This is a genomic window from Geobacter sp. AOG1, from assembly GCF_019972315.1.
Lineage (GTDB): Bacteria > Desulfobacterota > Desulfuromonadia > Geobacterales > Geobacteraceae > Geomobilimonas.
In genome coordinates, this window is record NZ_BLIZ01000001.1 from 1,771,216 (window position 1) to 1,797,190 (window position 25,975).

The window sequence follows — 25,975 nt, forward strand, 5'->3', positions numbered from 1 at the left end:
CAATGGATCGAAGGGTATTTCTCAGAATTCTGGGGCTGACGCCGTTGTTCGGGCACTGGCTGGTCAAGGAGCTTGCGGCCGCGGGTCAGTCGGTGCTGGCCGTCGCCGAAGGTACTGACTATGGGCGCATCACCCGTCAGGCTATCAATGCCCTTGGCGGGATGGGGCGCTTCGTGAAGCCGGGTCAGACGGTGGTGGTAAAGCCCAACATGGGGTGGGACCGGAATGCGGAGCAGGGAGCCAACACCCATCCCCTCGTGGTCAAGGCGGTGGTAGAGGAGTGTCTGAAGGCGGGGGCGAAAAAGGTCAAGGTCTTCGACCGGACCTGCAACGACGAGCGGCGCTGCTATATCAATAGCGGCATCGAGCCGGCCCTCAAGGGAATGAAGAACGTGGAGGTCAAGCACATCGAGGATGAGCGCTTCAGGAAGGTCTCCATCGTCAACGGTGTAACGCTCAAGGAATGGGAGCTTTACGATGAGGCGCTCAATGCCGATGTCTTCATCAACGTCCCGGTTGCCAAACATCACGGTCTCACCAAGCTCACCCTCGGACTCAAGAACGTCATGGGGGTGATGGGGGGGAACCGGGGGAGCATCCACAAGAAAATCGATGGTGCCCTGGCGGACATCAACAGTGTCATGAAGAGCCACCTGGTGGTGATCGATGCCACGAGGGTCCTCACCGCCCACGGTCCCCAAGGGGGAGATCTGCGGGACGTGAAGGTGCTGAACAAGGTAATCGCCGGTACCGACATCGTGGCGGCCGACGCTTATGCCACCACCCTCTTCGGCCTCAAGCCGGCCGACATCGCCGTAACCGTCGCGGCATACAAGCGGGGACTGGGGGAGATGGACCTGAAGAAGATCAGAATCGTGAAGGCATGACGGCCGCTTCTCGTCGCCTGCCGTCCCCCCTTAGCCGGGTGCCGGCAGAGCTTCTTTACGGTTCAGCGACAAAAGTTGTCTCTCGATGATCAGGGGGGCCGGGATACCGGCCCCCTTTGCTGTCTTGTGAGATTAATGTCGTGTCCATTACGTTCGTTGCGTGAAACTGCATGTTAAGGTGTATCCAGTTATCTGCCGGGTAGTTCCCTACGCTGCATGGGCTGCTGGGGCTGGGATACTGCAGGAGATTCCCGAGGCTGGACAGCCGGCCGTTGAACGGTCGGTGTCTGGGCAGGGGGCGCAGCCGGGCGTGGGGGACGTTGACCCTCGGATCGTACGGCGGCAGGCGCCTGGGGGGCCGCAGAACGTACGCCAGGGAGCGGCTCTTGCCAGCGTGGTTCACGCGGAGTCCCACGCTCCGGCCGCGGAGTCAGCTTTTGCGATCCGCCACGAACCTGCGGTTGGGGTTGGCGCGGCGTCTCCAGTTGACGGGGTTTTTCAGGCTTTACGGACTGCCGAGGCTGAGTCGGTCTGACCGAAGGTGGAGCAGGCTGAGCGGCTGGTGCAGCCGGCTTCACTGCGGCTGGCGCCGGCTGGCCTTTTACAGATTCTGCTTCCCTGGCGGGCTGCTTCCGCTCGCTTCGTGGCGTGGTCCGATATCTTTTGGCGGGCTGCTGTGTCGGCAGGGCCGGATGTTGTTCACGGATCATGGATTGGGGCTCGCTCCGCTTCCTGACCGGCATTTCCGTTCCAGTACGACCTCCCCTGAAGGCGGACCCCTTCTCTTCCCGCACGAGTCCCCTCTCCCTCCTGATCTCGCTGACATTGGTCTGTCTGACCCTCTCCGGCGGGCGCTTGGCCTGGGGTATGTTTCTGATGATCGGCATGGAGGTGGCCCGGGTCGGCCTGATGTTAGGTGGGCCCGCCGCGACGTTCGTTGCGCGGAACAGGTTTTCCCGTACCTTGACCGGTTCTCTCCTGCCGGTCAGGAAGGTGGTGCGGTTCACCACGGTAACGCCGTTTCGCACGTTGATGTTCCGGTACTTCTGGACAATGGTCCGGTTGATGGTGGAGGTGGCGATGTTAGCGCTCCATGGCCCGTAATAACCACGACCGTAATAAATTTCTCCCGGCGCCAGGGGCACCCATCCCACGTACGTCGGGGTGTGGACCCATCCCACGTAACCCGGTCCCCAGTAGACAGCACCGACGGTGGGGGGGACCCAGCACCATCCCACGTTGGTCACGAAGGACCACCTGCCGTAATGGTAGGGGCCCCACCCCCACGGTTCGTAGGATACCCAGACGTAGTCCGCGCCACGCCAGCACCAGCGGCCGATCTGGTAGGGGGCCCAAGTGACGGAGACGTTGAGGGGAGTCCAGCAGTAGCCGTAGTCGGTGACGTACACCCACCTTCCATAGTCGTCCAGGTCATGGCTGTAGTCGTCCAATTCTTCGGGGACGTAGCGCAGGCTCCGGTTCGACTGGGCGAGCTTGCGGTCCCGCTCACGGTTCCAGTTTTCCCACTGGTCCGGCGGGGGGAGGGGGGAGAGTTCTGCCGCCATGTCGACTCCGATGTGGAGAGTGTTGCCCGCCTCGACCCGGGTCGTTCCTTCCCTGTTCTCGGCGGCTGCGTACCCCTTCAGGACCGATACGTCGGTACTGCCGTTCTGTGTGACGTCGAGCATCAGGAGGGAGTTGTCGTAGCATCTGACGGACGACAGTGGGGTATCGATCTGGATCTGGTCGATTCCCCCCTTGCGGTTGTTGACATAGGCGTGGCCGCCGTTCAGGTAGAACTGGTAAGCCTCCTCCTGGAACTGCAGGAGGTCGAACGCCGTGGAAGAACCGAGCCGGATATACACCCCTCCCTGGAGCTGGATTTCGGTTCGCGCGCCTTCCGGTACCCAGAGCCGGTCCCCTTCCTGAAGGGGCATGTTGATGGAAGCGGCGACCCAGTCCTGGGTGTCGCTGGTATAGATCTGAACGTCCCCCTTGATCAGGCTTATCCTCGCCTGTCCCAGATCGGCGGCGAACGCTGCGCCCGGCAGGAGCGACAGGCACACGATCAGCAGTCGAAGAATCTTCATGAATTTCCTCCCCTAAGTTGTTGACGACACCGTACATTCTAGCGCACTGAGGAGAGATGTAAATGACATCTGGCGGTCATGGTTCGCGGGGAAAGGACAGCCTCCATCCGCGGGAACCGTCAAAAATCTTGAAGAATGAATAATTATCCCTATAATCTCTCCATGGACGGGGTGTTGTAAACGTAGGCTTTCCGGGAAGGCCGTCTGCTGCCCCTCTTTCCGGTGGTCTACATACTATCACGGCAGCGTGAGGAGACCATGGACCAGCCGCCTCTTCAATCCATCCGCAACATCGGCATCATCTCCCATATCGACGCCGGCAAGACTACCGTGTCGGAACGGATTCTCTTTTACAGCGGTGAGACCCACAAGATGGGGGAGGTGCACGAGGGGCTGGCGGTCATGGACTGGATGCCCCAGGAGCAGGAGCGGGGGATCACCATTACCGCCACCGCCACCAGCTGCCGCTGGCACGACTGCTGGATCAATCTGATCGATACCCCCGGCCACATCGACTTCACCATCGAGGTGGAGCGGGCCTTGCGGGTGCTGGACGGGGCAATCACCATCTTCAGCGCCGTGGAGGGGGTCCAGCCCCAGAGTGAGTCTGTCTGGCGCCAGGCTGACCGTTACCGGGTGCCCCGAATCTGCTTCATCAACAAGCTCGACCGGGTCGGCGCCGACTACCGGGCCGTCCTCGGGCAAATGGTGAAGCGGCTCAACGCCCGCCCTCTCCTCCTTCAGCTCCCCGTCGGGAACGAGGCCGGTTTCCGGGGTGTGATCGACCTTCTCTCCTTGGAGGTCCTCTCCTTTGACGCGGCAGACCAGGGGAAGACGGTGGTGGTGGGGCCCATCCCCCCCGATCTCGCCGAGGCGTCCCGCACGGCGCGTGACGAACTGGTGGAGGCGGCGGCAGATTTCGATGACACCATCCTGGCCGATTACCTGTCCGGTGCCGAGGTGACGGCGGAGCGTCTCAAGGGTGCCGTTCGGCGGGGAACCTTGGAGTGCCGGCTGTTTCCGGTGTTTCTCGGGTCGGCCCTGCGCAACAAAGGGGTGCAGTCCCTGCTCGATGGGGTGGCCGACTACCTGCCGTCCCCCCTGGACCTACCGCCGATCCCTGCCCATCGTTCAACGGCGGGCGAGCGTGAGCTGCTGGTTTGCGACCCCATGGCTCCCTTCTGCGCCCTTGCCTTCAAGGTCCTTGCCGATGAAGGGCGGAAACTCACCTGGCTGCGGATCTATTCCGGCACGCTCAAGGCCGGTATGGCGCTTTTCAACAGTTCACAGGGATGCTTTGAGAAGGCGGCCCGCCTGTTCCGGATGCATGCCCACAAACGGGAACAGCTGGAGACGGCCCGGGCAGGCGATATCGTGGCGGTGACCGGTCTCAAGGCGGCCCTGACCGGCGACACCCTCTGCACCCCCGACCACCATCTTGCCCTGGAGGGGCTGACCGTTCCCGAGCCGGTGGTCTCCCTGGCGGTGGAGCCGAGGGGGACTGAGGACAAGGAGAAGCTCCCTCTCGCCCTGGAAAAGCTGCAATGGGAAGACCCCACGTTCCGGGTCCATGAGGATGCCGAAACCGGCCAGACGATCCTTACCGGCATGGGGGAACTGCATCTGGAGGTCATCACCGACCGGCTGGAGCGGGAGTTCGGTGTGGGGGTCAAAACCGGCCGACCACAAGTGGTCTATCGGGAGACGCTGACACGAATGGTTGAGCGGCGCGAGGTATTCAGGAGGGAATTCGAGGGGAAGGTGCAGGGTGGGGAGGTTCTGCTCCGCCTGATTCCCCTGGCGCGGGGAGAGGGGGTGCGGGTCGCGATTTCCCTCCCGCCGGACGCGGTGCTGGCGAAGGAGCTGCGGAGTACCCTGACGGATAGCCTTACACAGGGATGCGCCGCCGGCTGCCTGACCGGGTATCCCCTCACCGACCTGGAAGTGCGGGTTCTGGAAGCCCCCGTCGAACCGGGAATAACTACCGACCAGGGGATGCGGGCTGCTGCCCAGCGGGGCATGGTAATGGCCGCCCGGGAAGGAGGGCCGATCCTTCTGGAGCCTGTCATGACGCTGGAGATCGTGTTTCCCCTCGACTGTTCCGGCAAGGTGCTCGGCTCCCTCCAGCAGAAGCGGGGACGAGTGGAGGGACTCCAGACCCACGGGGAGATTGAGACCGTCCGGGCGCTGGTTCCTCTGGCCGAGATGTTCGGCTACATGACAGAACTGCGGAGCGCCACCCGCGGTCGGGGCACCTTCACCATGGAATTTGCCCGCTTCGAGCCGGCTCCGGCCGATGTGCAGCGGCGGTTCGGCATGTAACCGGTCTTTTCAGGCGACAAAAAAACCGGGAACGCTCTGGGCGTGTCCCGGTTTTTTTGTGGACTTTTTTTAGCTACCACGGGTTGTCTTATGCGGCAAAACAGAAGGTATCCTCATCGGCACAATCGGATGTGGTTTCCAGAAAAGTCGAATCCTCAATGACTTTCGATATGCCGTGATTGACGGACCACGTCGTCTCGCAAACGTGGCACGTATTGATGTTTTCGGCGAAATCATCCGCATGCAGGTTGATTCCAACATACTCTCCATGGGTTTTGCAAACTGGACACGTCATTGCTGCTCTCCTTGTACTCATATCTTATTTTTAACTAGACTATAATCAGTTTTTTTGTAAAACGCAAGCGATAAGTGGAAAAATATCAAATAAAACGAAACGTTACAAGTATGTTGCGATGCTGGTCAGACCACTTTTTTGTTTTAATAATCTTTATAATTTTACCAATACTATAACTTATTGTAATATTTGTTTTATTTTCACAAAAACACGGTTTTATGGTATTGCCGGACGAAGCCGGCTCTAACGGAAGGGGGCGGCTTGTTTGTCGTACATAAATGTGGAATAGGGTAGTAGACGTGTTATGTCCGGGGGAGCGAGGCCAGAAAATCCAGCAGGGGGGCGTTGAATGCCTTCACGTCCTCCAGGTTGGCCAGGTGGCCGGCTTCCGGGATGATGGCGAGTCGGCAGCCGGGAATGCCGGCGGCTATGGCACTGCTCGTCGTGGGTGGTGCGGCCTGGTCGCATTCTGCGCCGATGGCAAGGGAGGGGAGATCAAAATCGGCGAGCAGGGGGGAGTAATCCTTCCGCTCGCGCATGGCGAGAAGCCCTCCCGCCAGCCCGGAAGTGGCGTTTTCGACCATCCAGCCGTACACCTCCTCTACGAGCTTGGGGCGCTCATGGGGGGTGTCGGGGGCGAAAAGGAGCTTTTCGAAGGAATCTGCCACCACCTGGGGGCCGAACCTCCGTACGTCGGTGGCGAGCTGGAGGCGCCTGGCCTTCCCCGCCTCATCGTCGCCGGTGGCACGGGTGGTGATGAACACCGCTCCCCTGACCCGTTCGGGGTAGCGCTCCAGCAGGTTGAAGAGAACGTATCCTCCCATGGACATCCCGCCGATGACCGCCTTTTCGATCTCCAGATGATCCATGAGTCCGACCAGGTCGTCGGCGTACAGTTCCATGCTGTAAGGGCCATCCGGTGCGTCGCTCTCGCCGAAACCGCGCAGGTCGGGAGCGATGACCCGGTAACCGGAAAGGGGGAGCTTGTTCCACTGGGGGCGCCACATCTTGCGGCAGAGGGGAAAGCCGTGGATGAGAATGACCGCCGGACCGCTGCCCGTGTCTTCATAGGCCAGGTTGATACCGTTGATGAGAGCGTTCATGGTGGGCTCCTTATAGTTGCAGAAGCAACGCTTCGGCGATGGTGTACCGATCCCTGCCGGCGCGCCCTTCCGGAAAATACTCCCGGCGAAACAGGGCATCTACCGCTACGAGGGCGGTATTGAGGCGCTCCAGGTCGATAACGGCACTGCCGGGGAGGTTGGTCACTCCCCTGAAATTCTCCGGGCAGAAATCGACCTGAGGGACGTCGTCCAGCCGGGTCAGGAGGGGAAGCCCGTGGGTGCGGCAGATGAGGGGGCGGGCGGCGTAGAGGAGGCAGCGTTCGTCCATGAGCAGGGGGCACGGGCCGTCCGGTGCCGACTTTCGTGCCCGGTCGCGGATCATGTCGGCCTGGGTGGGGGGAAGCTCATACATTGCCACGGCAAGGGCTATGGCTTCGACCGGCAGAAGGGTCAGGTGCCGGCAACATCCGGCGCATCCGGCCCGACAGACGATCTCTTCCGGGAATTCTTCACCGATAGCGGCGCACAGCTCGTCCACCCGGCCGATCAGTTCCCGGTAGTTTTTCAGCAGTTCGCTAAGGGATGGATTCGTGGCCATGGTTGTAGGATAACTGTAAAACCGACATCAGGTCAAGCTGCAGATGGATGGGGTCAGCGAACCTCCGGCAGACGGCGCTTGCGAATAGTGCCTGGTGACGGTATAGTTTTCGAAACTGCGGACAGGGGGATGGATATGACGGAGATGAGACGCTTCAGCCGCGTGAACTTTGATGCGGAGAGTTTCGTGGAGTTTGGCGGTGTCCGCGGGGAGGCCCACCTCATGGACATTTCCCTCAGGGGGGCGCTGATCGCCGCCGGAGGGCACCCTCCGGTCAAGCTTGGTGACCCCTGCAAGCTCACCATCCACCTGGACGGCAGTGATGTGGTGCTCAGATTCGAGGCCCAGGTGGTGCATATGGAGGATGACGAGATCGGCGTGAAGTTCGTGCGGGAAGACCTGGACACGATGATTCATCTGCGCCGGCTGATGGAGTTCAACACTGCCGATCCCGATGAGATACGCAAAGAGCTCGCATTCCTGATCAACACCCCCTGACGGAAGCGGCGTACAGGGAGAAGAAAAGAAAAGGGCCGATCCCCTCGGGGAACGACCCTTTTTTACTGGAGCACCTGCCTCAATCGAAATATAAGCTTAACCTATTGTTGCTAAAGGAAATATTGATGTTGTTTTTTTTGTGATGCCGTCAAAAATACCGTTAAAAACTCAAGCTACCCTCTTTCCTGGAGGTCAAATTTTCTGCATTCTATACCATGACGTAGGCATAAGGAACGAAAAAAGCCGCCCATCTCTGAGCGGCCTTCTTGATCTGCTATCCAGCATCCTCGTTACATAAGGTAGACGTGAGCCCCGTATCCTTCCCCCGCCTGGACTGCTTCCGCCGTGTTAACTTCCCCTTGCTCGCTGTGTACTGCCACGTCACCCAGTTCTGCATGTACTGCTTTCAGTGCCTCGATCAGCTGTGTTACCGTCATTTTCTTGCCCTCCAGTGTATTGAATTATGGTTAGAAACTACCATGACTCAGCCCTCTAAGTCAATAAAAAACGTAATAAATCTAGGATGTTACATGATTTAAGATCATTTTTGTCTTGCATGTTAACTTCCCCCCCGCCCACCTACCCCTAGACCCCCTAGACGACACCCACGCCCGCCAGTGAGAGTTGACCTGTCACGTAACGCCGCGCCATTTTCAAGAACCCCGATTTTCCGGACAAACCCCAATTCATTGGCAGTCGGGAAATACAAATTCATTGCCTACTGCGGGTTTATGCGTTATTAATGATTCTTCAGACTCTTGCTGATTTATGGATGTCTCATGCCTGTTAAGGGGAGGTTTCGATGAAATGGTTTAAATGCTTGTTTCGACTGTTTCCGGTTATGCTATTGGTCACAGGTTGTGCGTCATTATCTCCAGAGGCAGCAAGACTAATGACCATCCGTGACGGAGGTGTTATGGCCATGTTGGACTGTCAGGAGTTAGGTTATGTTACTGGCGATGCTGGTATATGGGGGGGCACTGCTGGCCTCGATATGGCATTTACGGATGCAAAGAACAAAGCTGCAGAACTTCCCGGAGCGAACGCTATCCTGGTAACAAGTAGCCGAATGAATCCCTCCTCCTTCGTTAATGCCAAAGTGTTTAATTGTTCCCAGAGGAAAACGCAGAAAATTGAAATTGTTAACCAAGCAATCCAACCAAGCCAGCAACCGAAAGACTTGGAAGCGACTATGAGGAAGGCTCGCATATGCCAGCAACAAGGTGGAGTCTGGGTCAACGATCAATGCGTCCTTGATATTAAGTGAGGGGCCGATTTCGGGTAGGACTTTTTTTGTCGCAAGATGATGGTAGCATATCAGGCGACGATCACCGAAGGAGGCCAAATGTTACCAAGAGACTTCCTGGCAATGATGGTGGAGGAAAATCAGCAGGACAGCCCAGCGTGGAGGCGGGAAATGCTCCGGGCAATGGAGGAAGTGCGGGGGGTCGAGGACAACACCCTGACACTGGGGGGGAGCAACCCGGAGGAAATAGCACGGGAGATATTCGATCAACTCCCGGGAGCAGCAAGCGCCCTGCATCGGATGCTGTCAGTAGTGGAACCACGGCACCTGCAGGAAGACGCAGCGGGGAGCGTAGTGGAACTGATAAGGATGCTGTACCCGCCAGTTCAAGCAGCACAAACCCTGCGGAGGCTCAAGCGGGAAATGAGGGACCAGCGCCGGCAGTAGGGTCGAAAAAGGTTCTTGAACTCCAGAGCAAGGGGGTAACACCATGAGTAAGGAAGTCTTTGCTACTATGCCCATAGTGCAGACATTCCCCGAATTGTCGAATACTACCAAGGCGAAGCCGTTGATGAGACTCCTGCATCTACGGGCAATGCTTCCTCCCAAGTATTTCAACCTTCCCCTGGCAGAGCTTCCGCAGAAGGAGCGGGATTATATGAAGGAAGTGCTGGGGAGGGGACTGAAACCGGAATACCTGGACATCCCGGGGGAAGAGTTGATGAAACTGGGGAAGGGACACAACATCATATAGCCACTGTTATCAAGGATTGACTGGCTACAGGTGGCTGAAATCTTGCAATACTAGACAGTGTAGTAAATATTGTAGTGTAGTGTATTAGACAAGAGAAGAATATAGGCGGGGCACACGTTCAACTTCCCGGTTACTGGCGGTTACGCAGGCGAAGTAAGAGGTAAACCCGCATCGGTTGCCGTGTTAACACGCAAGACGCCCCACGATATAGCTTCACCGTGAGGCGTCTTTTACGTTGCCATGTCAACTTCCTACCTGCAAAACCTTATCAATAGCAGGTTCCGGCTAATTTTAGGAATCAGTAACGCTGTCAGGAATGGCCAGTGCTCCGGCTTCATCTTGGGAAAGAGCCCCTGCTTTCAGCAACTCCCCTGCCAGAGATTCTAAGCGGTCCCGGCCTATTCCGTTGTACCCCGCTGGCAACTCCGCCCGCCTTGCATAGAGACCGTTTCGCCCGGTCTTGTGATACGGCCTCCCGGTGGCCTGTGCCGTCTCGATCGCTTCCAGAAAGGGCACCATATCGGCGGGAACAGTTGCAGCACCTCTGCCGGTCTTCTCGTTGGCGTCAATAACCTTCATCCCAAGGAACGGTGCAAGATGGGTGATTATCTCCCGCCATGAATCAGGGGATGTGAAGAAGTCATACCGTAAATAATTTTGCCCTTCACTCGGCAACCAGGCTGTAATTGACACGGGTTTGCCGTCTATCATGTGTGCTTCAACACGTGCAATCGGCTCCATGGGTCGCGGGGTTGTCTCGCAGATAACTACCATGTCGTAGTCAAATGGATTGTATCTCTTTGCCATCGTCTCCCCCCTGCGTCGTCTTTTAAAAATCTTGTCATTGGCATGACCTGTACGGGGTCTTGCAGCAATTTTTACGGCTGACCCTATACCTTGCCCTTAGTCGGCATCTTCTGGGGTGCTTTCCCCTCGTTTGTTCCACTGGCAATATTGAGCCAGTGCACAAGTTGCGACGGTACATGGTTGGGTATCTTCCCCTTGGACACATTCGTAACATTTCGCTCGAATTGCCGCTGCCTGGGTCAGTCTCTTCCCTCGAAGGTGGTGAATGTAGTCAGCCTTCCCTTTCTTCTTGGGCCAGTTCTTCTCTACGTTCTTAATGATCTGCTCTCTGTCCATCTGGTTCCTCCTGGTCAATCTGCCGATTTTCGCCGGCAGGTAGATAGTTGTTTTCGATCTTCGTCAACTGGTAACGGTTCCCTCTCTCCAGTTTGCAGCCGATCTCGCCGGTTGCCTGCTCCCTCTTCGCCCGTATCATGGCGGTTAGGTTCTGGTAATCTGGTTTCGTTGGTTCACTCATGCTTTCCTTCCCCACAAGAATTTTGGGTAGGTTTCCTTCCCCGCTCCCCATCCTTCCTATACGTTACCTTCCTCTTCCCTTACCTTCCATTCCCTTACCTTCCATTCCGGGGGTGAGGGCTCTTCGTTCATTCGGCGAATACTCGTCGAGGTTCTTTTTTATGGCTTGAAACTCAAGCACCCTCATAACTTCGTCATGGTTTTTCGGTATCACCCCGTTGGGCAGTGGATGTTTAAATGTTGGCCTATCAATTCTTTGGTGGCGCTGCCATCCTGTCACTCGCCAATAACTTTTACCTTCAACTTCGTATTCATCGACAAGCCCTTCCTGGATTAATTCGTCGACTAGTGAGGCAACATCGATGTCGTCAACAGGGAAAATCTGGGCTTTCAGACTTTTGATGCTTGCCGGGTGAATACCAGCATCATCGCAAAAGTTCCACAGGCCAATAAATAACAACCGTGCGATAGGGCTAAGATTCATTATTTGCTCGGATGTCCAAAATTCTGGTTTTACGGTTCTTATTCTCGCCATGGCTATATTCTCCCTTCCCGCACGACCCGCGACGCTTCACGGAAGAGCCAGGAACGGCAGTTCAAGAGGCGCTTTGCAGGTAGAGAGGCCCCGCGCTCGTATGCAATGATTGCGTCCCGTAAGGCGTCGCTGTCAGCGAAGGAAAACACGGCGCGGTGACTGCCGATCTGTCGAAGTACCTCAACGTTGAAATCGGCGGTGACGAGGAAAGAGGCAAGGTCGATGCTCTCGGTTTGGAATTCTCGTTGACTGGTCATGGTTACACCTCCTTCTCGATCAGGGCGCGAATGTCTTCTACTCGCCAGACAGTTGTTCTTGCGCTCAATTTTATGGCGGCTGGGTAACGACCTTTTTTGACGCCATCCCACCACGATGAACGTGAAATAGGGATGATTGCCGGTGTCGGAGGGTCTGTCTTGCTGTCCCCGACGATCTGGGAGAGACGGAGATAACCCGTTTCCGGGAGCCCTCCCACGCGGCCATTCTTCTTGCGCTGCTTCGTGTTAACTTCCATTGCTTTGCCCTTTCCGTGACGACGGCAGGGAATAAAAAAACCCCGGCATCGACACAATAGAGTGTCAACACCGGGGTTTGTAATAGTCCTCTGGGAGGGTTTACTGCCCGCTGTTCGTTGGTTTTTCCGAAACTACATAGACGTAGGACGCAGCCTCACGCGTGAAGTATCGGCGTTAAATTAAAAGTCGTGGTGGTGCTTGTGCCACTTCATTTCAACCCTGTTGCCGCGAATCGAAAGCAGCGATAGAGCCTTTCTGGAACCGTAACGCCCTGGGTCGTTCAAAAGCTTCTTAAGGGGGGCGCCAGGATGCTTTTTAAGGGCGCTCCAGACCTTATCCCGTGTCATTATCCACGAGAGGTATTCATCACCCTCAAGGCCCCCATGTGTCTGTTCCGTGCAATCTGGCAATCCAGACAGTTTGCCGTTTAGGATATTGAAGGTAACGTGCCCACTCATTTCCTGTGCCATGAATAGCGGCTTGCATATCATCTTGAGCAACGGGACAAGTTTCGCTTTTACGCCTGGGTCGCTTATGACGGGTTGACGCAGGCCACCTTGACCAAACATCAAGGGAATGGTGCCGCTGAAATTGTCGCCATGGCCACAGACCCTGGAAAGCTCTTTAACGAGGTCGGCAAGGGAAAGAGCATCCATTTCTGCTGTAATTGTTATATGTGTGTCAGTCATGTTTGACATACTACGTCCGAAGAAAAATGAATTTCAACAGTGAAGTATGTAGTTGTCCACAGCTGGCCGTTTTGACACGATAATTTTTTTAGATCGTTGGTTTTCTACTCCGCCTTGCGTAACGGTATCACCTTCGCCCCGCTCTTGAGCCCGTCCAGGTAATCAGCCCATGTCTGCATCATCTTCCGCCGTTCGGCAAGGTGCGCCGTGCGGTTGTAGGCTCTGCCGTTCGGGTCTTTCACGGCATGGGCAAGCTGATGTTCGATAATATCAGGCCGTATCTGTAGCACTTCATCAAGGATGGTCCGTGCCATTGCACGGAAACCGTGGCCGGTCATGGTGTCTTTGTCAAACCCCATGCTACGGAGAGCGGCATTAATTGTGTTGTCGCTCATGCAGCGATGGAATGAGCGTAAGTTGGGAAACAAATAACGGCTACGGCCTGTTAATGCGTGAAGCTCACGCAGTATCTCTACTGCCTGTCGAGAGAGGGGGACAAGGTGTGCAACTCTCATCTTCATTCGTTCTGCAGGGATGTTTCTCTCTGCTGCGTCAAGGTCAAACTCTGACCATTCGGCTTCTCTTAATTCACCCGGGCGAACAAAGAGAAGGGGCGCAAGCTGGAAAGCGCATCTGACAACGAAAGTCCCCTTATACCCATCTATCGCTCTCAGGAGGTGGGCAACTTCTTTAGGGTCGGTTATTGCTGGATGGTGCTTTACTTTCACGGGGGTAAGTGCCCCCTTTAAATCTGCCGATGGGTCACGTTCAGCCCGTCCGGTAGCCACGGCATAGCGGAAAATCTGACCACATACAAACCTTGCCCGGTGTGCTGTTTCGTGTGCGCCCCGTGACTCAATCCGGCGAAGCACCGCCAAAAGTTCTGGAGGGGTGATTTCCCCGATGGGACGGTTCCCAAGTGTGAGGAATATGTCACGCTCAAGCCTCTGCATTGTTCTTTCGGCGTGGCCTTCTGTCCATATGGTTTTCTGCCGAGAGTGCCATTCACGAGCAACCACTTCAAAGCTGTTTTCTGATTCGGCAACCGTCGCGGCCTTCTGTGCCTTCTTCACTTCGCCTGGGTCAACACCGTTGGCCAGGAGCTTCTTTGCATCCTCCCGGCGCTGTCGTGCATCTGTAAGGGAGACTGCAGGGTATGCGCCGAATGCAGCCGTTTTCCTCTTTCCATTATGCCGATAGTCACAACGCCAGAGTTTACCTCCCGTGGTTGTGACGAGTAGATAGAGCCCACCGCCATCCGCAAGCTTGTAATCCTTCTCTTTAGGCTTCGCAGTCTTAACTCGCATTTCAGTCATCGGTTGGATATTCTTTGGCATTGGCGCACCCCCTTTTGACGGTATCCATTTTCCTGTGCTGACGGTATACCTCCATGCATACCGTCAAAACTGCTAGATTTAAGCATACCAGATAGGACAATGCTGGACAATTAAAAAAGAAAAAGCCCCGATTTCTCAGGGCTTTCTGTACTGCTCCGGATGGTGCCGGATTTTAATTTGGAGCCACCTGCCGGAATCGAACCGGCGACCTATTGATTACGAATCAATTGCTCTACCATCTGAGCTAAGGTGGCGGGTACCTGTTGTCAGCAACCCGTCAAGCGAAGCATATTTAATACTATTTCCTCGGGCAAGTCAACCCTCAAGGGCGTTTTGTGGCAGCCAAAAGTCTGGGGGATTGTTGCCACGACTCGATTTGATGGTGTCGGGAACTATGCTGCGGGTAGATGGTGGCAGGCGGACGGGCGTGTTCGATGAACTTGTCGTCAATAATGGCATCAATTCAGGCGTATGTGGTAGACCGTGTCGGCTGGTGTGTCTGATGATGGGTTGATATCCGCATGCCTGCTGCCGGCGGTAATGAGCGCGGGCCCGGTTGCCCCGACGGAATCGGGGCCCTGCCGGCGGGAGTAGACCAGGGTGAACCGTACCACCCCATCAGCAGAAGCGGTTTTCTCGTTCACATAGTCAAAACGCCGCCCCTGGTTGGTTTCGATCGGCTGGGAGATGGTTACCGTTTCGCCAGGCCGAGCATGAACGATGATGGTGGTCCCGGGACAGAACTCATAGATCTTGAGCCGCTTGACTTCCCAGGGGAACCCTCCAACCTTGGCATTTGAAGGCGATTCGTGGACCATCCTGACCCCTTCCACTGCCCGAAACGTGAATCCTCCCAGCATGCGCTGGCTTCCGTCCGCGAAGAAGAGACGGGAGGAGACAAGGTCAAAGGCTTCAGCCGTGGGAGAATACGCGTTGCCGTTGCCAGGCTGCCGATCGAAGAAATGTCCTTGCCTGCCGATCAGGCGTGCGTACATGGGGATATCGCCGATCACCTTATCGACAATCAGGTAGCGGACTCCGTTTTTGCGCAGGACAGCGGCCATCTCGTCGTCGTTTCGGGCCAGCATGAACGAGGCTGCCTCTGCCATGCCGTGGGTTTCAGTGCCGTAATTGGTGGCGACTGAGGGGCGCTGGGCAACGGTCTCGATCCAGCCACCGTAGTCCCATCGGGCCATAACGCCGTAATCCGGAAACTGCTGGGGCCGAAGCGGGTCTCCGGCCGGTGGCGTGTGCTCGCGCAGCCAGATCATTGTCTCTTCAATATCCCCCCGGAAGGGGAAGGCTATTCCCGTCCGTGCCAGAGCAGTGTCGAAACCGATTGTCGGAGCAAGGACAACGACAAGGAGAATGGCTGCCCAGGTTTTTTTTGCACAGTCAGAGATTGACATCCGTCGGGCAATGTGGTTGGCCAGGATATGGAACGCAACCCCTCCCATGGCTGCGCAGGCAAGGGCAAAATATGCGCTGAACCGCTCCCTGAGAGTTGCAAGAAGGAGGGTGTACATTCCCAAGATAATGAGCTGGCGCCGCAAGGGTAAGGGGATGCTTGGCGTTTTCAGGAGAAAAGGAATGGTGAGAGGCACCAGCAGCGACGTAAAACCGAAATTGCGCAGCCATCCCGTTATTCCTCCTGGCCGCTGATACTGGGATATGGAATCGAGCCAGCTGTTTCCTCCGCTGAAGAGCTGGAGCCACAACGCATCTCGCGAGGTCAGTGCAATCAGGAGGGCCGCCGCAACAAGAAGTCCCAGGCAGGTGATGCCGAATTGTTTCCGGACGCCGTGGCGGGCAGATATTACAGCTGCGGAGAGAAATAGGGCCGCTGCTGCAAATAACGCAACGTGAAACCAGGAGACGATGGTGGCACTGAAAACGCCGGCGGTTCCCCATATGTCGCTCACGCAGATGACGGCGATGAGCAGGGTAGCTGTCAGGTACATCAACACCCCTCCTTGCGCCGTCCGGAGCGGCTCGTCGTCCGGGGACTCCATGAAGATGCCGGCCGTCAGGTCGAGGCCAATGACGACAAGGGGGAGAGCCGCACCTCGCCAGAGTGTGAGAAATACGGCGCTGAGAACGCCGGCGGCAATCCAGCGTCGAGTGCTCCCGTGTCCGTTTCTGGCATCCATAGAGAGTTGGAAGATGAGAAGAAAGAAGAGTGGTTCGATCATTTCGTTGTCGAAGCGACCAAGAACAGTTGTCTCGATATGTGCCGGAAGCAGGGCAAGCAAGCCGCCGGCAAGCAGGGCCGGAGTCCGGCCGATGCGGCTGACGAGGGAGCGATAGAGGATGACGACGGTTATTCCGCCGATCAGGGGAGGGATAACGGCGATGAGATGGGCAAGAGACTGCTGCAGGTCGTGGACGGTGCGAAAGGGCAATGCCAGTGCCGCGATAACATACTCCATGGCTGGCGGGGAAATCACACCCGTTCCAACCGGGAATCCCTGGAAATAATCATGGACACGGGGAGACGGGAAGGCCAGCAGGTAGACCATGATTTTGCGTAGCCGGATGTAGCAGTCAGGATCGAAAAGATAGACCTGCCCCGCCGAGAACACCTGCGACCAGGGAAGGCACCGGATCACGACAGCGAGCAGGAAAAGAAGGGCCGCATCCAGCCGCTTGCCGGTTGACCGTAGTGATCCTGCGGGAGAAGCGGATAGTTCTTGGGTGGTAGTCATGGCAATGAATACGGTATGCCGAGGTATTTCATCCCCCGCACCGGGTTATGCCTGGCGCGGGGGATGTGTTTGAGTGCCGGATCGGGTTGCACCGAGGTTGTCACCCCTTGGCTGCCTGTTTCTCCATGGCGTCGTCCATCACCTTGTAGGCGCAGAACTCGCCGCACATGGTGCAGGCGCCGTGGTCGGCGACTCCCGATTCTGCCCGAAGCCGCCGCGCCTTCTCCGGATCGAGAGCGATGTCGAACTGCCCCTCCCAGTCAAGCTTTTTCCGGCATTTTGCCATCCGGAGGTCCTTCTCCATCGCCCCCTTCACACCCTTGGCAATGTCGGCTGCGTGGGCGGCGATGCGGGAGGCGATGACCCCCTCGCGCACGTCCTCCACGCTCGGGAGCCGCAGGTGCTCGCTCGGCGTCACGTAACAGAGGAAGTCGGCGCCGGCCGCGGCGGCGATGGCCCCGCCGATGGCACAGGTGATATGGTCGTAGCCGGGGGCGATGTCGGTGACCAGCGGTCCGAGCACATAGAAGGGTGCCCCGTGGCAGAGCCGCTTCTGCAGCAGGATGTTGGCCTCGATCTGGTTGAGGGGCACATGTCCCGGCCCCTCGATCATCACCTGCACCCCCGCCTCCTGGGCACGCTGGGTAAGCTCCCCCAGTATGATCAGTTCGTGGATCTGGGCCCGGTCGGTGGCGTCGGCGAGGCAGCCGGGGCGGAAACCATCACCCAGCGACAGGGTCATGTCGTATTCCCGGACGATCTCCAACAGCCGGTCGAAGTGCTCGAACAGCGGATTTTCCTTGTTGTTGTAGGCCATCCATTCCACGGTGAAGGCACCGCCGCGGGAGACCACGTCCATGATCCGTCCTTCGTTCTTCATCCGCTCCACGGTGCTCCGGGTCACGCCGCAGTGGACAGTGATGAAGTCCACCCCGTCCTCGGCGTGCTTGATGACCCCGGCGAAGATGTCGTCCACGCCCATGTCGACGATGGCCTTGTTCTTGGTCCGGACGGCGTCGAGGGCGGCCTGGTAGAGGGGGACGGAACCGATGCAGGCGCTGGTTTCGGCGATGATGGCGCGGCGTATCTCGTCCACCGGGCCGCCGGTGGAGAGGTCCATGATGGCGTCGGCGCCGTGATGTACTGCGGTGCGCGCCTTTTCCAGTTCCTTGCTGATGTCCAGGTCGTCGGCGGAGGTGCCGATGTTGGCGTTAACCTTGGTGCGGAGACCTTTCCCCACGGCCAGGGGTCGGCCGTTGCCATGTTTCACGTTATGACAGATGATGATGTTTCCGGCGGTTATGCCGTCGCGGATGAATTCGGGGGATACCCCTTCGGCCAGGGCCGCCTCTTTCATCTTGTCGGTTATGATGCCCTTCCGGGCGTAATCAAGTTGTGTCATATAAGGCTCCTAGGTAAAGGTAGAGGTAAAGGTAAAGAAAAATCTAGGCTGCAGTGTCGCGCAGTGAATTAATGATTTTGTTGATTTCGTGGTAGAGACCATTCAACGCTTCATCCATGGTTGTTGAATCTTCTTTCGTCATATATCCGACTCTTACAGCGTAGTCGAGATGGCTCTGGGTTTCAGTCAGGGAGCCACGAGCGTTATAGTAAAAATTGATCTTATCCAGTGTGTGCTTCCTTCCGTAACCTTCGGCAATATTGGCGGATATGCTGAGGGCTGACCGGCGGATTTGAGAGGTGAATCCGTAATCTTCCTTTTTCGGAAGGTTGTCAGTGAGGGCATGGACTTTTTCGGCAAGTGCGATGGCATGCTGCCACGCCGGCATGTCTTTGAAAGATTTGAACATGCAGTCCTCTACCTTTACCTTTACCTGTTTTCTCGTGCTGCCAGAAAATGATTCACCGGCCCATGCCCTTTCCCCAAGGGCTGGGCGAGCTTGATGGCGGCGGTGATGAACTCCTTGGCCCGGGCAACCGCAGTGGGGAGAGGTTCCCCCTGGGCGAGGAAGGTGGCGATGGCGGAGGCGAGGGTACAGCCGGTGCCGTGGGTGTTCTTGGTCAGGATACGGGGGGCCGGGTAACGGGTGAAGGCGCTGCCGTCATAGAGGATATCCACCGCCGTTCCGTCGGGGAGATGCCCCCCCTTGATCAACACGCTACGGACCCCCAGTCGGTGGATGCGCCGGGCCGCCTCTTCCATCCCCGCTTCGTCCATGATGGAAAGCCCCGTCAGCTTTTCCGCTTCCGGTACGTTGGGGGTGAGGAGGTAGGTGAGGGGGAGAAGCCGCGCCTTCAGGGTCGTAACGGCGGTGGCATCGATGAGGCTGGCCCCCCCCTTGGCGAGCATCACCGGATCGACCACTACGATGCGCCGGCCGAACTCCTGGAGCCGGTCCGCTACCACCTGGACGATCTCCGCCGAATAGAGCATGCCGGTCTTTACCACGTCCACCGGGATGTCGCTCAGGACGGCCGTGAACTGCTCTCCCACGAAGTCGGTCGGGACGCCGTGGATGCCGGCTACCCCCCGGGTGTTCTGGGCGGTGAGGGCGGTAATGACCGAGGCGCCGTAACTGCCGAGGAGGGAGATAGTCTTCAGGTCGGCCTGGATGCCGGCGCCTCCTCCCGAATCGCTGCCGGCAACGGTCAGCACCACCCCGCGCGGCAGGGGGGCCTTCCGGTTGAAGAGGAGGGAGAGTTCGGCGGTGGCCAGGGCGGGTTCCTTCTGCCCGAGTACCCCGGAAATGACGGCAACCGCGTCGGCGCCGCTGTCGATGACCCGCGTCCCGTTATCCCTGTTGATGCCGCCGATGGCGACGATGGGAATGCCGATGTGCGGCCTGACGTCCGCCAGGGTTTCCGGGCCGACCAGATGCTCGATGTCCTTGCTGCCGGTCGGATACATGGCGCCAAAACCGATGTAGTCGGCGCCGGCAGCTTCCGCCCGTTGCGCCTCTTCCAGGTTGTGGGTGGAGACGCCGATGAGCTTCCTTGCCCCCAGGATTTTCCGGGCTTCCGCCAGGTCGCCGTCTTCCTGACCCAGGTGCACACCGTCCGCGTCGAGCTCCCGCGCCAAGTGCACATCGTCGTTGACGATAAAGGTAACTCCCGCCGTGGCGCACATCTGCCGCAGTTCCCGTCCCAGTTCGACTTTGGCTGCCCCGTCCCGCTCCTTGTTCCGGTACTGGAGCACGGAGATGCCGCCGGCGATGGTCTCTTGGACCCTTTCCGGGAGGCGGTTCCCCTGATCGGTAACGAGGTAGACCCCCCTGATCCGGGTTTCGGTCGTCCCTCGGTCCACCACGAGTTTGAGAAAATCCTGACTGCGCTTCATCATTATCTCGAAATAGCGGACTTGAGAAACAAAAAGCCGCGAATTAAAATGTTCGCGGCTCTCCACTGTCAACGGTCAGGGGATGGGGGCCGCTTTCCTACGCCGGGATAAACCGGATCAGGTTCAAAGGGTTTCCACTTCGTGGGGAAATGCCATTTTTCCGCAATCTCTGCGTTGATCTTCGAGATCGCTTGTGCGGCGTACCTCTCAGTACGCCTCCGCGCAATCCCTTGATCGCCTTGACCTTGCGAAAAACTGACATTCCCTGGGATTTCTGTGGATCTCAGTTCTTGCGAACTCCCCCAGCTGGCTGTCGATTGTAGCCTTGCAGACTACGGGATTATTGCCCATAAGTCAATGGATTTTCCGGTTTTTGGCTTTACAGAGGCGGTGGATAAGTGGTAGAAAACGTGGGATCAGTATCTGTGTTGCGGGCCTCGCACGAGAGCTTGTAATTCAACATTCAAAACTCATAATTCAACACTGGATTTTTATGGACAGTCGTCCCACGTTAGCAGAGATCGACCTGGCGGCACTTCGGCATAACTTCAGCCAGGTTCGCGCCACAATCCCCTCCGACTGCGGCATCCTGGCGGTGGTCAAGGCGGACGCCTACGGCCATGGCTTCATGGACATCTCCCTTGAACTGGAATCCCTTGGTGTGACAGCTTTCGGCGTGGCGTTCCTCGCCGAAGGGATACAGCTGCGCAAGAGCGGCATCGACCGGCCGATTCTCCTTCTCGGCGGCATCTACCCGGGGCAGGAGAAGAAGTGTGTCGGTTTCAACCTTTCAACCGCCCTCTTCAGCATCGAGCAGGCCCGGGCCCTCAACGAGACGGCTGGCCGGCTCTACCGCAAGGCACGGGTCCACGTGAAGATCGACACCGGCATGGGTCGGCTCGGGATTCCCGCCGCCGAGGCGGGCCCCTTTTTCCGGGAACTCAAGGGGCTTCCCCACCTGGAACTGGAGGGGGTCATTTCCCATTTCGCCTCTGCTGACGAACTGGACGAATCCGGCTGTGATTACACCACCCGCCAGGCCGGTCTCTTCGCTGCCGCCCTTGCGGAGGCCCATGGCCAGGGGTTTACCCCCCGCTATGTGCATATCGCCAACAGCGCCGCTGTTTTCAGTCAGAAGTTCCCCTTCTGCAACCTGGTCCGCCCCGGCATCGTCCTCTATGGGGCGCTCCCCTCCGCCGATTTTGCCGGCAAGCTGGACCTCAAACCGGTGCTCAGGCTCAAAAGCCGGGTCGCCATGCTCAAGTGGGTCGATCCGGGAACGAGTATCAGCTATGCCCGGCGCTATACCGCTTCCGACCGTCGACTCATCGCCAGTGTGCCGGTGGGGTATGCCGACGGGTACAGCCGCAGCCTCACCAACCGGGGCGAAACGCTTATCCGCGGCCAACGGGCACCGGTGGTCGGGACGGTCTGTATGGACTGGATCATGCTCGACGTGACCCACATCCCCGGTGTGGCGGTGGGGGACGACGTGACCCTCCTGGGGTGCGACGGCAACGGCAACTGCATCCACGCCGAAGAACTGGCGGAGAAGGCGGGGACCATCCCCTACGAGATCTTCTGTGGCATCAGCAAGCGGGTGCCACGTATCTATCTTAATAGCTCGCGCTGAAAAACGCCAATCTGCGTTGTTCCGCTTCTGCCTGCGTCGCTGCGGCGTAGCGCTGTTTATGCCCGATGTTTGGGTACTACGCCTCACTCCTCGGCCTTGCGCGCCTAGCATCTGGACATTTTTGAGCACGAGAAGGAATGCACATATATGACAAGAAACAAGATCAAACTCACCGCCATGGTGAAAGCGGCCGGTTGAGCGGCTAAACTGGGCCCGGCGGGTCTGGAAGACGCTTTGCGGGAGGTGGAACGGTCAGTCGATCCGGCCCTGCTGGTTGGGATGGAGACTGCCGACGACGCCGGGGTCTACCGGTTGGGGGAGAGGCTCGCCCTGGTGGAGACCGCCGACATCATCACCCCCCTGGTGGACGACCCGTTCACCTTCGGCAGGATCGCCGCGGCCAACGCGCTGTCCGATGTCTATGCCATGGGGGGGAGGCCGGTGACCGCCATGAATCTTGCCTTTTTCCCCGCCTGCTCCCTGCCACTCCATGTCCTCGGGGATATCCTGTCCGGTGGCCAGGCGGCGATGCGGGAGGCGGGGGTCTGTCTCGTGGGAGGGCATACGGTGGAGGACGACGAGCTCAAGTACGGCCTGTCCGTCACCGGTACCATCGATCCGGACCGGATCGTGCGCAACTCCACGGCCCGCCCCGGCGACCGACTCATCCTCACCAAGCCCCTGGGGACCGGCATCGTCACCACCGCCATCAAGGCGGACCTGGCCCCGGCAGATGTAGCGGTCGAGGCGGTCCGGTGGATGACGACGCTCAACGCCGTCGCGGCGGAGATCATGCAGGAATGCGGGGCGAGCGCCGCCACCGACGTGACCGGTTTCGGCCTCATCGGCCATGCCGCCGAAATGGCCCGTGGCGCTGGTGTCACCCTCCGGCTGGAGCGCCGGCAGGTGCCGGTCATGGCCGGCGTAGCGGAACTTATGGCCGACGGACTCGTACCTGCCGGCTGTTACCGTAACCGTGACCATTACGGGGGGATGGTGACGGGGGAGGGGGGCACAGGGGATGAACTCCTGCCGCTGTTCGATCCCCAGACCTCGGGGGGACTCCTCATTGCCCTGGACCCTGCGGCCGCCGAACGTTTCCTGGCAATGGCCACCGAACGGGGCTGCTTTGCCGTCGCCATCGGCGACGTGCTTTCCCTTGGAGACTCCCCACTTGTCATCGCCTAGGCGTCGCCTCGCCATCGCCATTGACCTCGGCACTACCACCATCGCCGCCTCACTTCTGGATCCGGTAACCGGCGAGCGGCTTGCCATGACCGGCGGCCTCAACCCCCAGCGGGTCTACGGCGCCGACGTGATTGCCCGTCTTGAGGTTGCCCACGCTTCAGCCGCCAACCGGCAGAAGATGACCGCCATCGTTAACGGGACACTGGCAAATATGGTCGAGAAACTGCTCGCCGAGGCCGGCGCTGACCTCCCTGACCTGGTGGGGATTGCCATCGCCGGCAATCCGGCCATGGAGCATCTTCTCCTCGGCCTGCCGGTGGAATCTCTCGCCTTCCCCCCCTACCGACCGCTCTTTACCTCAGGCCAGGCGATCACGACCAGGGATCTCGGATGGGACGTGACGCTGCCGGTGATGGTCTTTCCCCTCCCGGGCGGTTTCGTCGGTGGCGACCTGGTGGCCTTCCTTTTCGGTGTTGAATTGGCTGGTCCCCGGGTCCCGGGTCCCGGGTCCCGAGTTTCCGGCCTCCGCCTTTCCCTCGACCTGGGGACCAACGGCGAACTTGCGCTCCAGGTGGGAGAGAAGATATTCGCCACGTCGGCGGCCGCCGGTCCCGCTTTCGAGGGGGGGGACCTGGCCTGCGGCATGGCAGCCCTGGCGGGTGCCATCCACCGGGTGGCGATCGTCGGCGACCGGCTGGAGTTGTCCGTCATCGGTGGCGGCACCCCGGCGGGAATCTGCGGCTCCGGAGTGATCGAGACCATTGCCGGACTTCTGCAGGCGGGTGTCATTGACCCCACCGGCCGGCTCCTCAACCCTGCGGAGATCCCTTCCAACCTGGCCAACCGGGTGGAAAAAGTTGCCGGCCAGTCCGCCTTCATCCTCTACCGGGATGCACGGACCACGGTCTACCTCTCCCAGGAGGATATCCGCCAGGTGCAGCTTGCCAAGGGGGCCATCCGGGCCGGCGTGGAGGTGCTCTGCGAGCGGGCCGGTATACGGTGCGATGCCGTGGAAGAGGTGATTCTGACCGGTTCCTTCGGCGCTGAACTCTCCCCCCGCTGCCTAAAAAACCTTGGAATTTTCACCGAAAACATGGTAAAAATTGCCTGCTTTGTCCGGGAGGGTGCCCTCCGGGGGGTGGAGCATGCCATCTGCGTCCCCGACGGTTTCGACCGGGTGGCACGCCTGGCGGAGTCCATCCGGGTCATCCCCCTTTCCGGCACCCCTGCCTTCGAGAAGCACTTTCTTGAACAGATGAATTTCCCCACAGCGTGATTTTCGGAAAAACGGCAACAAACTTCAACCATTGAACCGCTAAGGCGCGAAGCTCGCAAAGACGGCGTCGAATCATTTTAAAACTTTGCGGTCTTTTCGTCTTGGCGGTTCAGAGATTTTTTTCATGTAAGGAGATAACCAAATGGCAACAATCACCCGCGCGCTCATCAGTGTTTCCGACAAGACCGGCATCGTCGACTTTTCCCGGGAGTTGTCTTCCTTCGGCGTGGAGATCCTCTCCACTGGCGGTACCGCCAAGCTGCTCCGGGAGGCGGGGCTGGCGGTTAAGGATGTCTCCGAGTTCACCGGTTTCCCCGAGATGCTGGACGGCCGGGTGAAGACCCTCCATCCCAAGGTCCACGGCGGTCTCCTCGGCATGCGGGGCAACCCGGAGCATGTGGCGACCATGAAGGCCCATGGCATCGAGCCGATCGACATGGTGGTGGTGAACCTCTACCCCTTCGAGGCGACGGTTGCCAAGCTCGGCTGCACCCTGGAGGATGCCATCGAGAACATCGACATCGGCGGCCCGACCATGCTCCGCTCGGCAGCCAAGAATAATGCCGACGTGACCGTAATCGTGGACCACAACGACTACGGTCTGGTGCTGGACGAGATGAAAAGCTCCGGTGGCGCGATGGCGCCGGCAACCAACTTCCGTCTGGCAGTGAAGGTCTACCAGCATACCGCCGCCTACGACGGGGCCATCTCCAACTGGCTGGGGAAAAAGCTCGGCGAAGAGGATGCAGCGTTCCCGCCGACCCTCACCTTCCAGTTCAGAAAGGCCCAGGGAATGCGCTACGGCGAGAACCCCCACCAGTCTGCTGCCTTTTACGTGGAACGTGATGTGAAGGAGGCCTCGGTGGCCACTGCCCGCCAGTTGCAGGGGAAGGAGCTTTCCTACAACAACATTGGCGATACCGATGCTGCTTTGGAATGCGTCAAGCAGTTCAGCGAAGGGCCGGCCTGCGTTATCGTCAAGCATGCCAACCCTTGCGGGGTGGCCATCGGTGCGACGCTCCTGGAGGCCTATGACCGCGCCCACAAGACCGATCCCGAATCGGCCTTTGGGGGGATCATCGCCTTCAACGGCGAACTGGACGAGGCGACGGCCCGGGCCATCGTGGAGCGCCAGTTCGTGGAGGTGATCATTGCACCGAAGGTTTCCGCCGCGGCCAGCGAGATCGTGGCGGCCAAGAAGAATGTACGGCTCCTGGAGTGCGGCCAATGGTCGACCGAGCCGGGACAGCGTCTCGACATGAAGCGGGTCAACGGTGGCCTCCTGGTCCAGGATACCGATCTTTCCCTGTACAGCGACCTGAAGGTAGTGACCAAACGGCAGCCAACGGAGAAGGAGATGATCGACCTCCTCTTCACCTGGCGGGTGGCCAAATTCGTCAAGTCCAACGCCATCGTCTACGGCAGGGACGGGATGACCATCGGCGTCGGGGCCGGTCAGATGAGCCGGGTCAACTCGGCACGCATTGCCGCCATCAAGGCGGAGAATGCGGGGCTTGAGGTAACGGGAGCGGTTATGGCCTCCGACGCCTTCTTCCCGTTCCGGGACGGTCTGGACAATGCGGCGGCTGCGGGGATCACTGCGGTCATCCAGCCGGGGGGGAGCATGCGGGACGCGGAGGTCATCGCCGCCGCCGACGAGCACAATATCGCCATGGTCTTTACGGCCATGCGTCATTTCCGGCACTGACGGCGATACGTCAG

General features: G+C 58.6%; 25 protein-coding genes, 1 tRNA gene and 1 riboswitch. Of the genes, 10 read left to right on the plus strand and 16 right to left on the minus strand.

The annotated features are described in order from the left end of the window. Positions 1-2 precede the first annotated feature (2 nt). Positions 3-887 carry a DUF362 domain-containing protein gene (locus LDN04_RS08130; RefSeq protein WP_223908746.1) on the plus strand — a complete coding sequence of 295 codons (885 nt, stop codon included), beginning with the start codon at positions 3-5 and terminating at the stop codon, positions 885-887. 188 nt (positions 888-1,075) lie between these two features. Here LDN04_RS08130 and LDN04_RS08135 read toward each other — a convergent pair whose 3' ends face one another. Continuing rightward, positions 1,076-2,977, minus strand: coding sequence for a FecR family protein (locus LDN04_RS08135; protein WP_223908749.1), 1,902 nt, complete (start codon positions 2,975-2,977; stop codon positions 1,076-1,078). Between the two features lie 258 nt (positions 2,978-3,235). Here LDN04_RS08135 and fusA point away from each other — a divergent pair, with 258 nt between their 5' ends. Beyond that, complete coding sequence (gene fusA, locus LDN04_RS08140; RefSeq protein ID WP_223908750.1) at positions 3,236-5,299, plus strand: elongation factor G; 2,064 nt, start codon at positions 3,236-3,238, stop codon at positions 5,297-5,299. Positions 5,300-5,896: 597 nt separating this feature from the next. On the opposite strand, the gene LDN04_RS08145 is transcribed toward fusA, so the two are convergent. Continuing rightward, the gene (locus tag LDN04_RS08145) at positions 5,897-6,697 is read right to left on the minus strand and encodes an alpha/beta fold hydrolase (RefSeq protein ID WP_223908751.1); all 801 of its coding nucleotides are present in this window, start codon (positions 6,695-6,697) and stop codon (positions 5,897-5,899) included. 10 nt (positions 6,698-6,707) lie between these two features. Beyond that, complete coding sequence (locus LDN04_RS08150; RefSeq protein ID WP_223908752.1) at positions 6,708-7,256, minus strand: YkgJ family cysteine cluster protein; 549 nt, start codon at positions 7,254-7,256, stop codon at positions 6,708-6,710. Positions 7,257-7,391: 135 nt separating this feature from the next. Here LDN04_RS08150 and LDN04_RS08155 point away from each other — a divergent pair, with 135 nt between their 5' ends. Next, positions 7,392-7,754 carry a PilZ domain-containing protein gene (locus LDN04_RS08155; protein ID WP_223908753.1) on the plus strand — a complete coding sequence of 121 codons (363 nt, stop codon included), beginning with the start codon at positions 7,392-7,394 and terminating at the stop codon, positions 7,752-7,754. Positions 7,755-8,044: 290 nt separating this feature from the next. Here LDN04_RS08155 and LDN04_RS08160 read toward each other — a convergent pair whose 3' ends face one another. Beyond that, positions 8,045-8,191, minus strand: a complete 147-nt coding sequence (locus tag LDN04_RS08160; protein ID WP_223908754.1) for a hypothetical protein — start codon at positions 8,189-8,191, stop codon at positions 8,045-8,047. A gap of 365 nt (positions 8,192-8,556) precedes the next feature. Between LDN04_RS08160 and LDN04_RS08165 the strand changes: the two genes are divergently transcribed. The 3 genes from LDN04_RS08165 to LDN04_RS08175 all read left to right on the plus strand — a co-directional run bounded on the left by LDN04_RS08165 (position 8,557) and on the right by LDN04_RS08175 (position 9,754). Further along, positions 8,557-9,021 carry a DUF4156 domain-containing protein gene (locus tag LDN04_RS08165; protein WP_223908755.1) on the plus strand — a complete coding sequence of 155 codons (465 nt, stop codon included), beginning with the start codon at positions 8,557-8,559 and terminating at the stop codon, positions 9,019-9,021. A gap of 78 nt (positions 9,022-9,099) precedes the next feature. Beyond that, the gene (locus tag LDN04_RS08170; RefSeq protein WP_223908756.1) at positions 9,100-9,447 is read left to right on the plus strand and encodes a hypothetical protein; all 348 of its coding nucleotides are present in this window, start codon (positions 9,100-9,102) and stop codon (positions 9,445-9,447) included. A gap of 43 nt (positions 9,448-9,490) precedes the next feature. Further along, positions 9,491-9,754, plus strand: a complete 264-nt coding sequence (locus LDN04_RS08175) for a hypothetical protein (protein ID WP_223908757.1) — start codon at positions 9,491-9,493, stop codon at positions 9,752-9,754. 291 nt (positions 9,755-10,045) lie between these two features. Here the strand turns inward: LDN04_RS08175 and LDN04_RS08180 are convergent, their stop codons facing one another. The 12 genes from LDN04_RS08180 to thiD form a co-directional block, all read right to left on the minus strand. Beyond that, positions 10,046-10,561, minus strand: coding sequence for a hypothetical protein (locus LDN04_RS08180; RefSeq protein WP_223908759.1), 516 nt, complete (start codon positions 10,559-10,561; stop codon positions 10,046-10,048). A gap of 313 nt (positions 10,562-10,874) precedes the next feature. Further along, positions 10,875-11,078, minus strand: a complete 204-nt coding sequence (locus tag LDN04_RS08185) for a hypothetical protein (RefSeq protein WP_223908761.1) — start codon at positions 11,076-11,078, stop codon at positions 10,875-10,877. Between the two features lie 63 nt (positions 11,079-11,141). After that, positions 11,142-11,612, minus strand: a complete 471-nt coding sequence (locus LDN04_RS08190) for a hypothetical protein (protein WP_223908763.1) — start codon at positions 11,610-11,612, stop codon at positions 11,142-11,144. Between the two features lie 2 nt (positions 11,613-11,614). Beyond that, complete coding sequence (locus tag LDN04_RS08195; protein ID WP_223908765.1) at positions 11,615-11,869, minus strand: hypothetical protein; 255 nt, start codon at positions 11,867-11,869, stop codon at positions 11,615-11,617. A 2-nt stretch (positions 11,870-11,871) separates the two neighbouring features. Then, positions 11,872-12,126 carry an AlpA family transcriptional regulator gene (locus LDN04_RS08200; protein ID WP_223908767.1) on the minus strand — a complete coding sequence of 85 codons (255 nt, stop codon included), beginning with the start codon at positions 12,124-12,126 and terminating at the stop codon, positions 11,872-11,874. 180 nt (positions 12,127-12,306) lie between these two features. After that, positions 12,307-12,825, minus strand: coding sequence for a hypothetical protein (locus LDN04_RS08205; RefSeq protein WP_223908768.1), 519 nt, complete (start codon positions 12,823-12,825; stop codon positions 12,307-12,309). Between the two features lie 95 nt (positions 12,826-12,920). Further along, positions 12,921-14,153: an integrase arm-type DNA-binding domain-containing protein gene (locus LDN04_RS08210; RefSeq protein WP_223908769.1), complete on the minus strand. Its 1,233-nt coding sequence runs from the start codon at positions 14,151-14,153 to the stop codon at positions 12,921-12,923. Between the two features lie 178 nt (positions 14,154-14,331). Further along, positions 14,332-14,407 (minus strand) — tRNA-Thr (locus LDN04_RS08215). A gap of 204 nt (positions 14,408-14,611) precedes the next feature. Further along, the gene (locus tag LDN04_RS08220; protein WP_223908770.1) at positions 14,612-16,858 is read right to left on the minus strand and encodes an STT3 domain-containing protein; all 2,247 of its coding nucleotides are present in this window, start codon (positions 16,856-16,858) and stop codon (positions 14,612-14,614) included. A 100-nt stretch (positions 16,859-16,958) separates the two neighbouring features. Then, positions 16,959-18,260: a phosphomethylpyrimidine synthase ThiC gene (thiC, locus tag LDN04_RS08225; protein ID WP_223908771.1), complete on the minus strand. Its 1,302-nt coding sequence runs from the start codon at positions 18,258-18,260 to the stop codon at positions 16,959-16,961. Positions 18,261-18,303: 43 nt separating this feature from the next. Beyond that, positions 18,304-18,669 carry a four helix bundle protein gene (locus tag LDN04_RS08230; protein WP_223908772.1) on the minus strand — a complete coding sequence of 122 codons (366 nt, stop codon included), beginning with the start codon at positions 18,667-18,669 and terminating at the stop codon, positions 18,304-18,306. 20 nt (positions 18,670-18,689) lie between these two features. After that, positions 18,690-20,156 carry a bifunctional hydroxymethylpyrimidine kinase/phosphomethylpyrimidine kinase gene (thiD, locus tag LDN04_RS08235; protein WP_223913359.1) on the minus strand — a complete coding sequence of 489 codons (1,467 nt, stop codon included), beginning with the start codon at positions 20,154-20,156 and terminating at the stop codon, positions 18,690-18,692. Between the two features lie 77 nt (positions 20,157-20,233). Further along, positions 20,234-20,470: riboswitch (TPP riboswitch) on the minus strand. Positions 20,471-20,649: 179 nt separating this feature from the next. Between thiD and alr the strand changes: the two genes are divergently transcribed. From alr to purH, 4 genes are all read left to right on the plus strand, one after another. Beyond that, entirely contained in the window at positions 20,650-21,789 is a 1,140-nt protein-coding gene (gene alr, locus LDN04_RS08240) for an alanine racemase (protein ID WP_223908774.1), read from the plus strand. A 147-nt stretch (positions 21,790-21,936) separates the two neighbouring features. After that, a complete protein-coding gene (gene selD / locus LDN04_RS08245) occupies positions 21,937-22,977 on the plus strand; it encodes a selenide, water dikinase SelD (protein WP_223908776.1) in 1,041 nt (346 codons plus the stop codon). Then, positions 22,964-24,253 (plus strand): ASKHA domain-containing protein, encoded by a 1,290-nt coding sequence (locus LDN04_RS08250; RefSeq protein WP_223908778.1) that lies wholly within the window; start codon positions 22,964-22,966, stop codon positions 24,251-24,253. The genes selD and LDN04_RS08250 overlap by 14 nt, the downstream gene beginning before the upstream one ends. A gap of 142 nt (positions 24,254-24,395) precedes the next feature. Next, positions 24,396-25,961 carry a bifunctional phosphoribosylaminoimidazolecarboxamide formyltransferase/IMP cyclohydrolase gene (purH, locus tag LDN04_RS08255; RefSeq protein ID WP_223908780.1) on the plus strand — a complete coding sequence of 522 codons (1,566 nt, stop codon included), beginning with the start codon at positions 24,396-24,398 and terminating at the stop codon, positions 25,959-25,961. Positions 25,962-25,975: the final 14 nt, after the last annotated feature.

Bases quoted from the DNA above. Each gene is read 5' to 3' on its own strand.
- thiC (WP_223908771.1), bottom strand. From the start codon at position 18,260: ATGACACAACTTGATTACGCCCGGAAGGGCATCATAACCGACAAGATG.
- LDN04_RS08145 (WP_223908751.1), bottom strand. From the start codon at position 6,697: ATGAACGCTCTCATCAACGGTATCAACCTGGCCTATGAAGACACGGGC.
- LDN04_RS08135 (WP_223908749.1), bottom strand. From the start codon at position 2,977: ATGAAGATTCTTCGACTGCTGATCGTGTGCCTGTCGCTCCTGCCGGGC.
- fusA (WP_223908750.1), top strand. From the start codon at position 3,236: ATGGACCAGCCGCCTCTTCAATCCATCCGCAACATCGGCATCATCTCC.
- LDN04_RS08190 (WP_223908763.1), bottom strand. From the start codon at position 11,612: ATGGCGAGAATAAGAACCGTAAAACCAGAATTTTGGACATCCGAGCAA.
- LDN04_RS08230 (WP_223908772.1), bottom strand. From the start codon at position 18,669: ATGTTCAAATCTTTCAAAGACATGCCGGCGTGGCAGCATGCCATCGCA.
- thiD (WP_223913359.1), bottom strand. From the start codon at position 20,156: ATGAAGCGCAGTCAGGATTTTCTCAAACTCGTGGTGGACCGAGGGACG.
- alr (WP_223908774.1), top strand. From the start codon at position 20,650: ATGGACAGTCGTCCCACGTTAGCAGAGATCGACCTGGCGGCACTTCGG.
- LDN04_RS08180 (WP_223908759.1), bottom strand. From the start codon at position 10,561: ATGGCAAAGAGATACAATCCATTTGACTACGACATGGTAGTTATCTGC.
- LDN04_RS08205 (WP_223908768.1), bottom strand. From the start codon at position 12,825: ATGTCAAACATGACTGACACACATATAACAATTACAGCAGAAATGGAT.
- LDN04_RS08185 (WP_223908761.1), bottom strand. From the start codon at position 11,078: ATGAGTGAACCAACGAAACCAGATTACCAGAACCTAACCGCCATGATA.
- LDN04_RS08160 (WP_223908754.1), bottom strand. From the start codon at position 8,191: ATGACGGTAACACAGCTGATCGAGGCACTGAAAGCAGTACATGCAGAA.
- LDN04_RS08200 (WP_223908767.1), bottom strand. From the start codon at position 12,126: ATGGAAGTTAACACGAAGCAGCGCAAGAAGAATGGCCGCGTGGGAGGG.
- LDN04_RS08210 (WP_223908769.1), bottom strand. From the start codon at position 14,153: ATGCCAAAGAATATCCAACCGATGACTGAAATGCGAGTTAAGACTGCG.
- LDN04_RS08175 (WP_223908757.1), top strand. From the start codon at position 9,491: ATGAGTAAGGAAGTCTTTGCTACTATGCCCATAGTGCAGACATTCCCC.
- LDN04_RS08220 (WP_223908770.1), bottom strand. From the start codon at position 16,858: ATGACTACCACCCAAGAACTATCCGCTTCTCCCGCAGGATCACTACGG.
- LDN04_RS08195 (WP_223908765.1), bottom strand. From the start codon at position 11,869: ATGACCAGTCAACGAGAATTCCAAACCGAGAGCATCGACCTTGCCTCT.
- LDN04_RS08165 (WP_223908755.1), top strand. From the start codon at position 8,557: ATGAAATGGTTTAAATGCTTGTTTCGACTGTTTCCGGTTATGCTATTG.
- LDN04_RS08170 (WP_223908756.1), top strand. From the start codon at position 9,100: ATGTTACCAAGAGACTTCCTGGCAATGATGGTGGAGGAAAATCAGCAG.
- LDN04_RS08150 (WP_223908752.1), bottom strand. From the start codon at position 7,256: ATGGCCACGAATCCATCCCTTAGCGAACTGCTGAAAAACTACCGGGAA.
- LDN04_RS08130 (WP_223908746.1), top strand. From the start codon at position 3: ATGGATCGAAGGGTATTTCTCAGAATTCTGGGGCTGACGCCGTTGTTC.
- purH (WP_223908780.1), top strand. From the start codon at position 24,396: ATGGCAACAATCACCCGCGCGCTCATCAGTGTTTCCGACAAGACCGGC.
- LDN04_RS08155 (WP_223908753.1), top strand. From the start codon at position 7,392: ATGACGGAGATGAGACGCTTCAGCCGCGTGAACTTTGATGCGGAGAGT.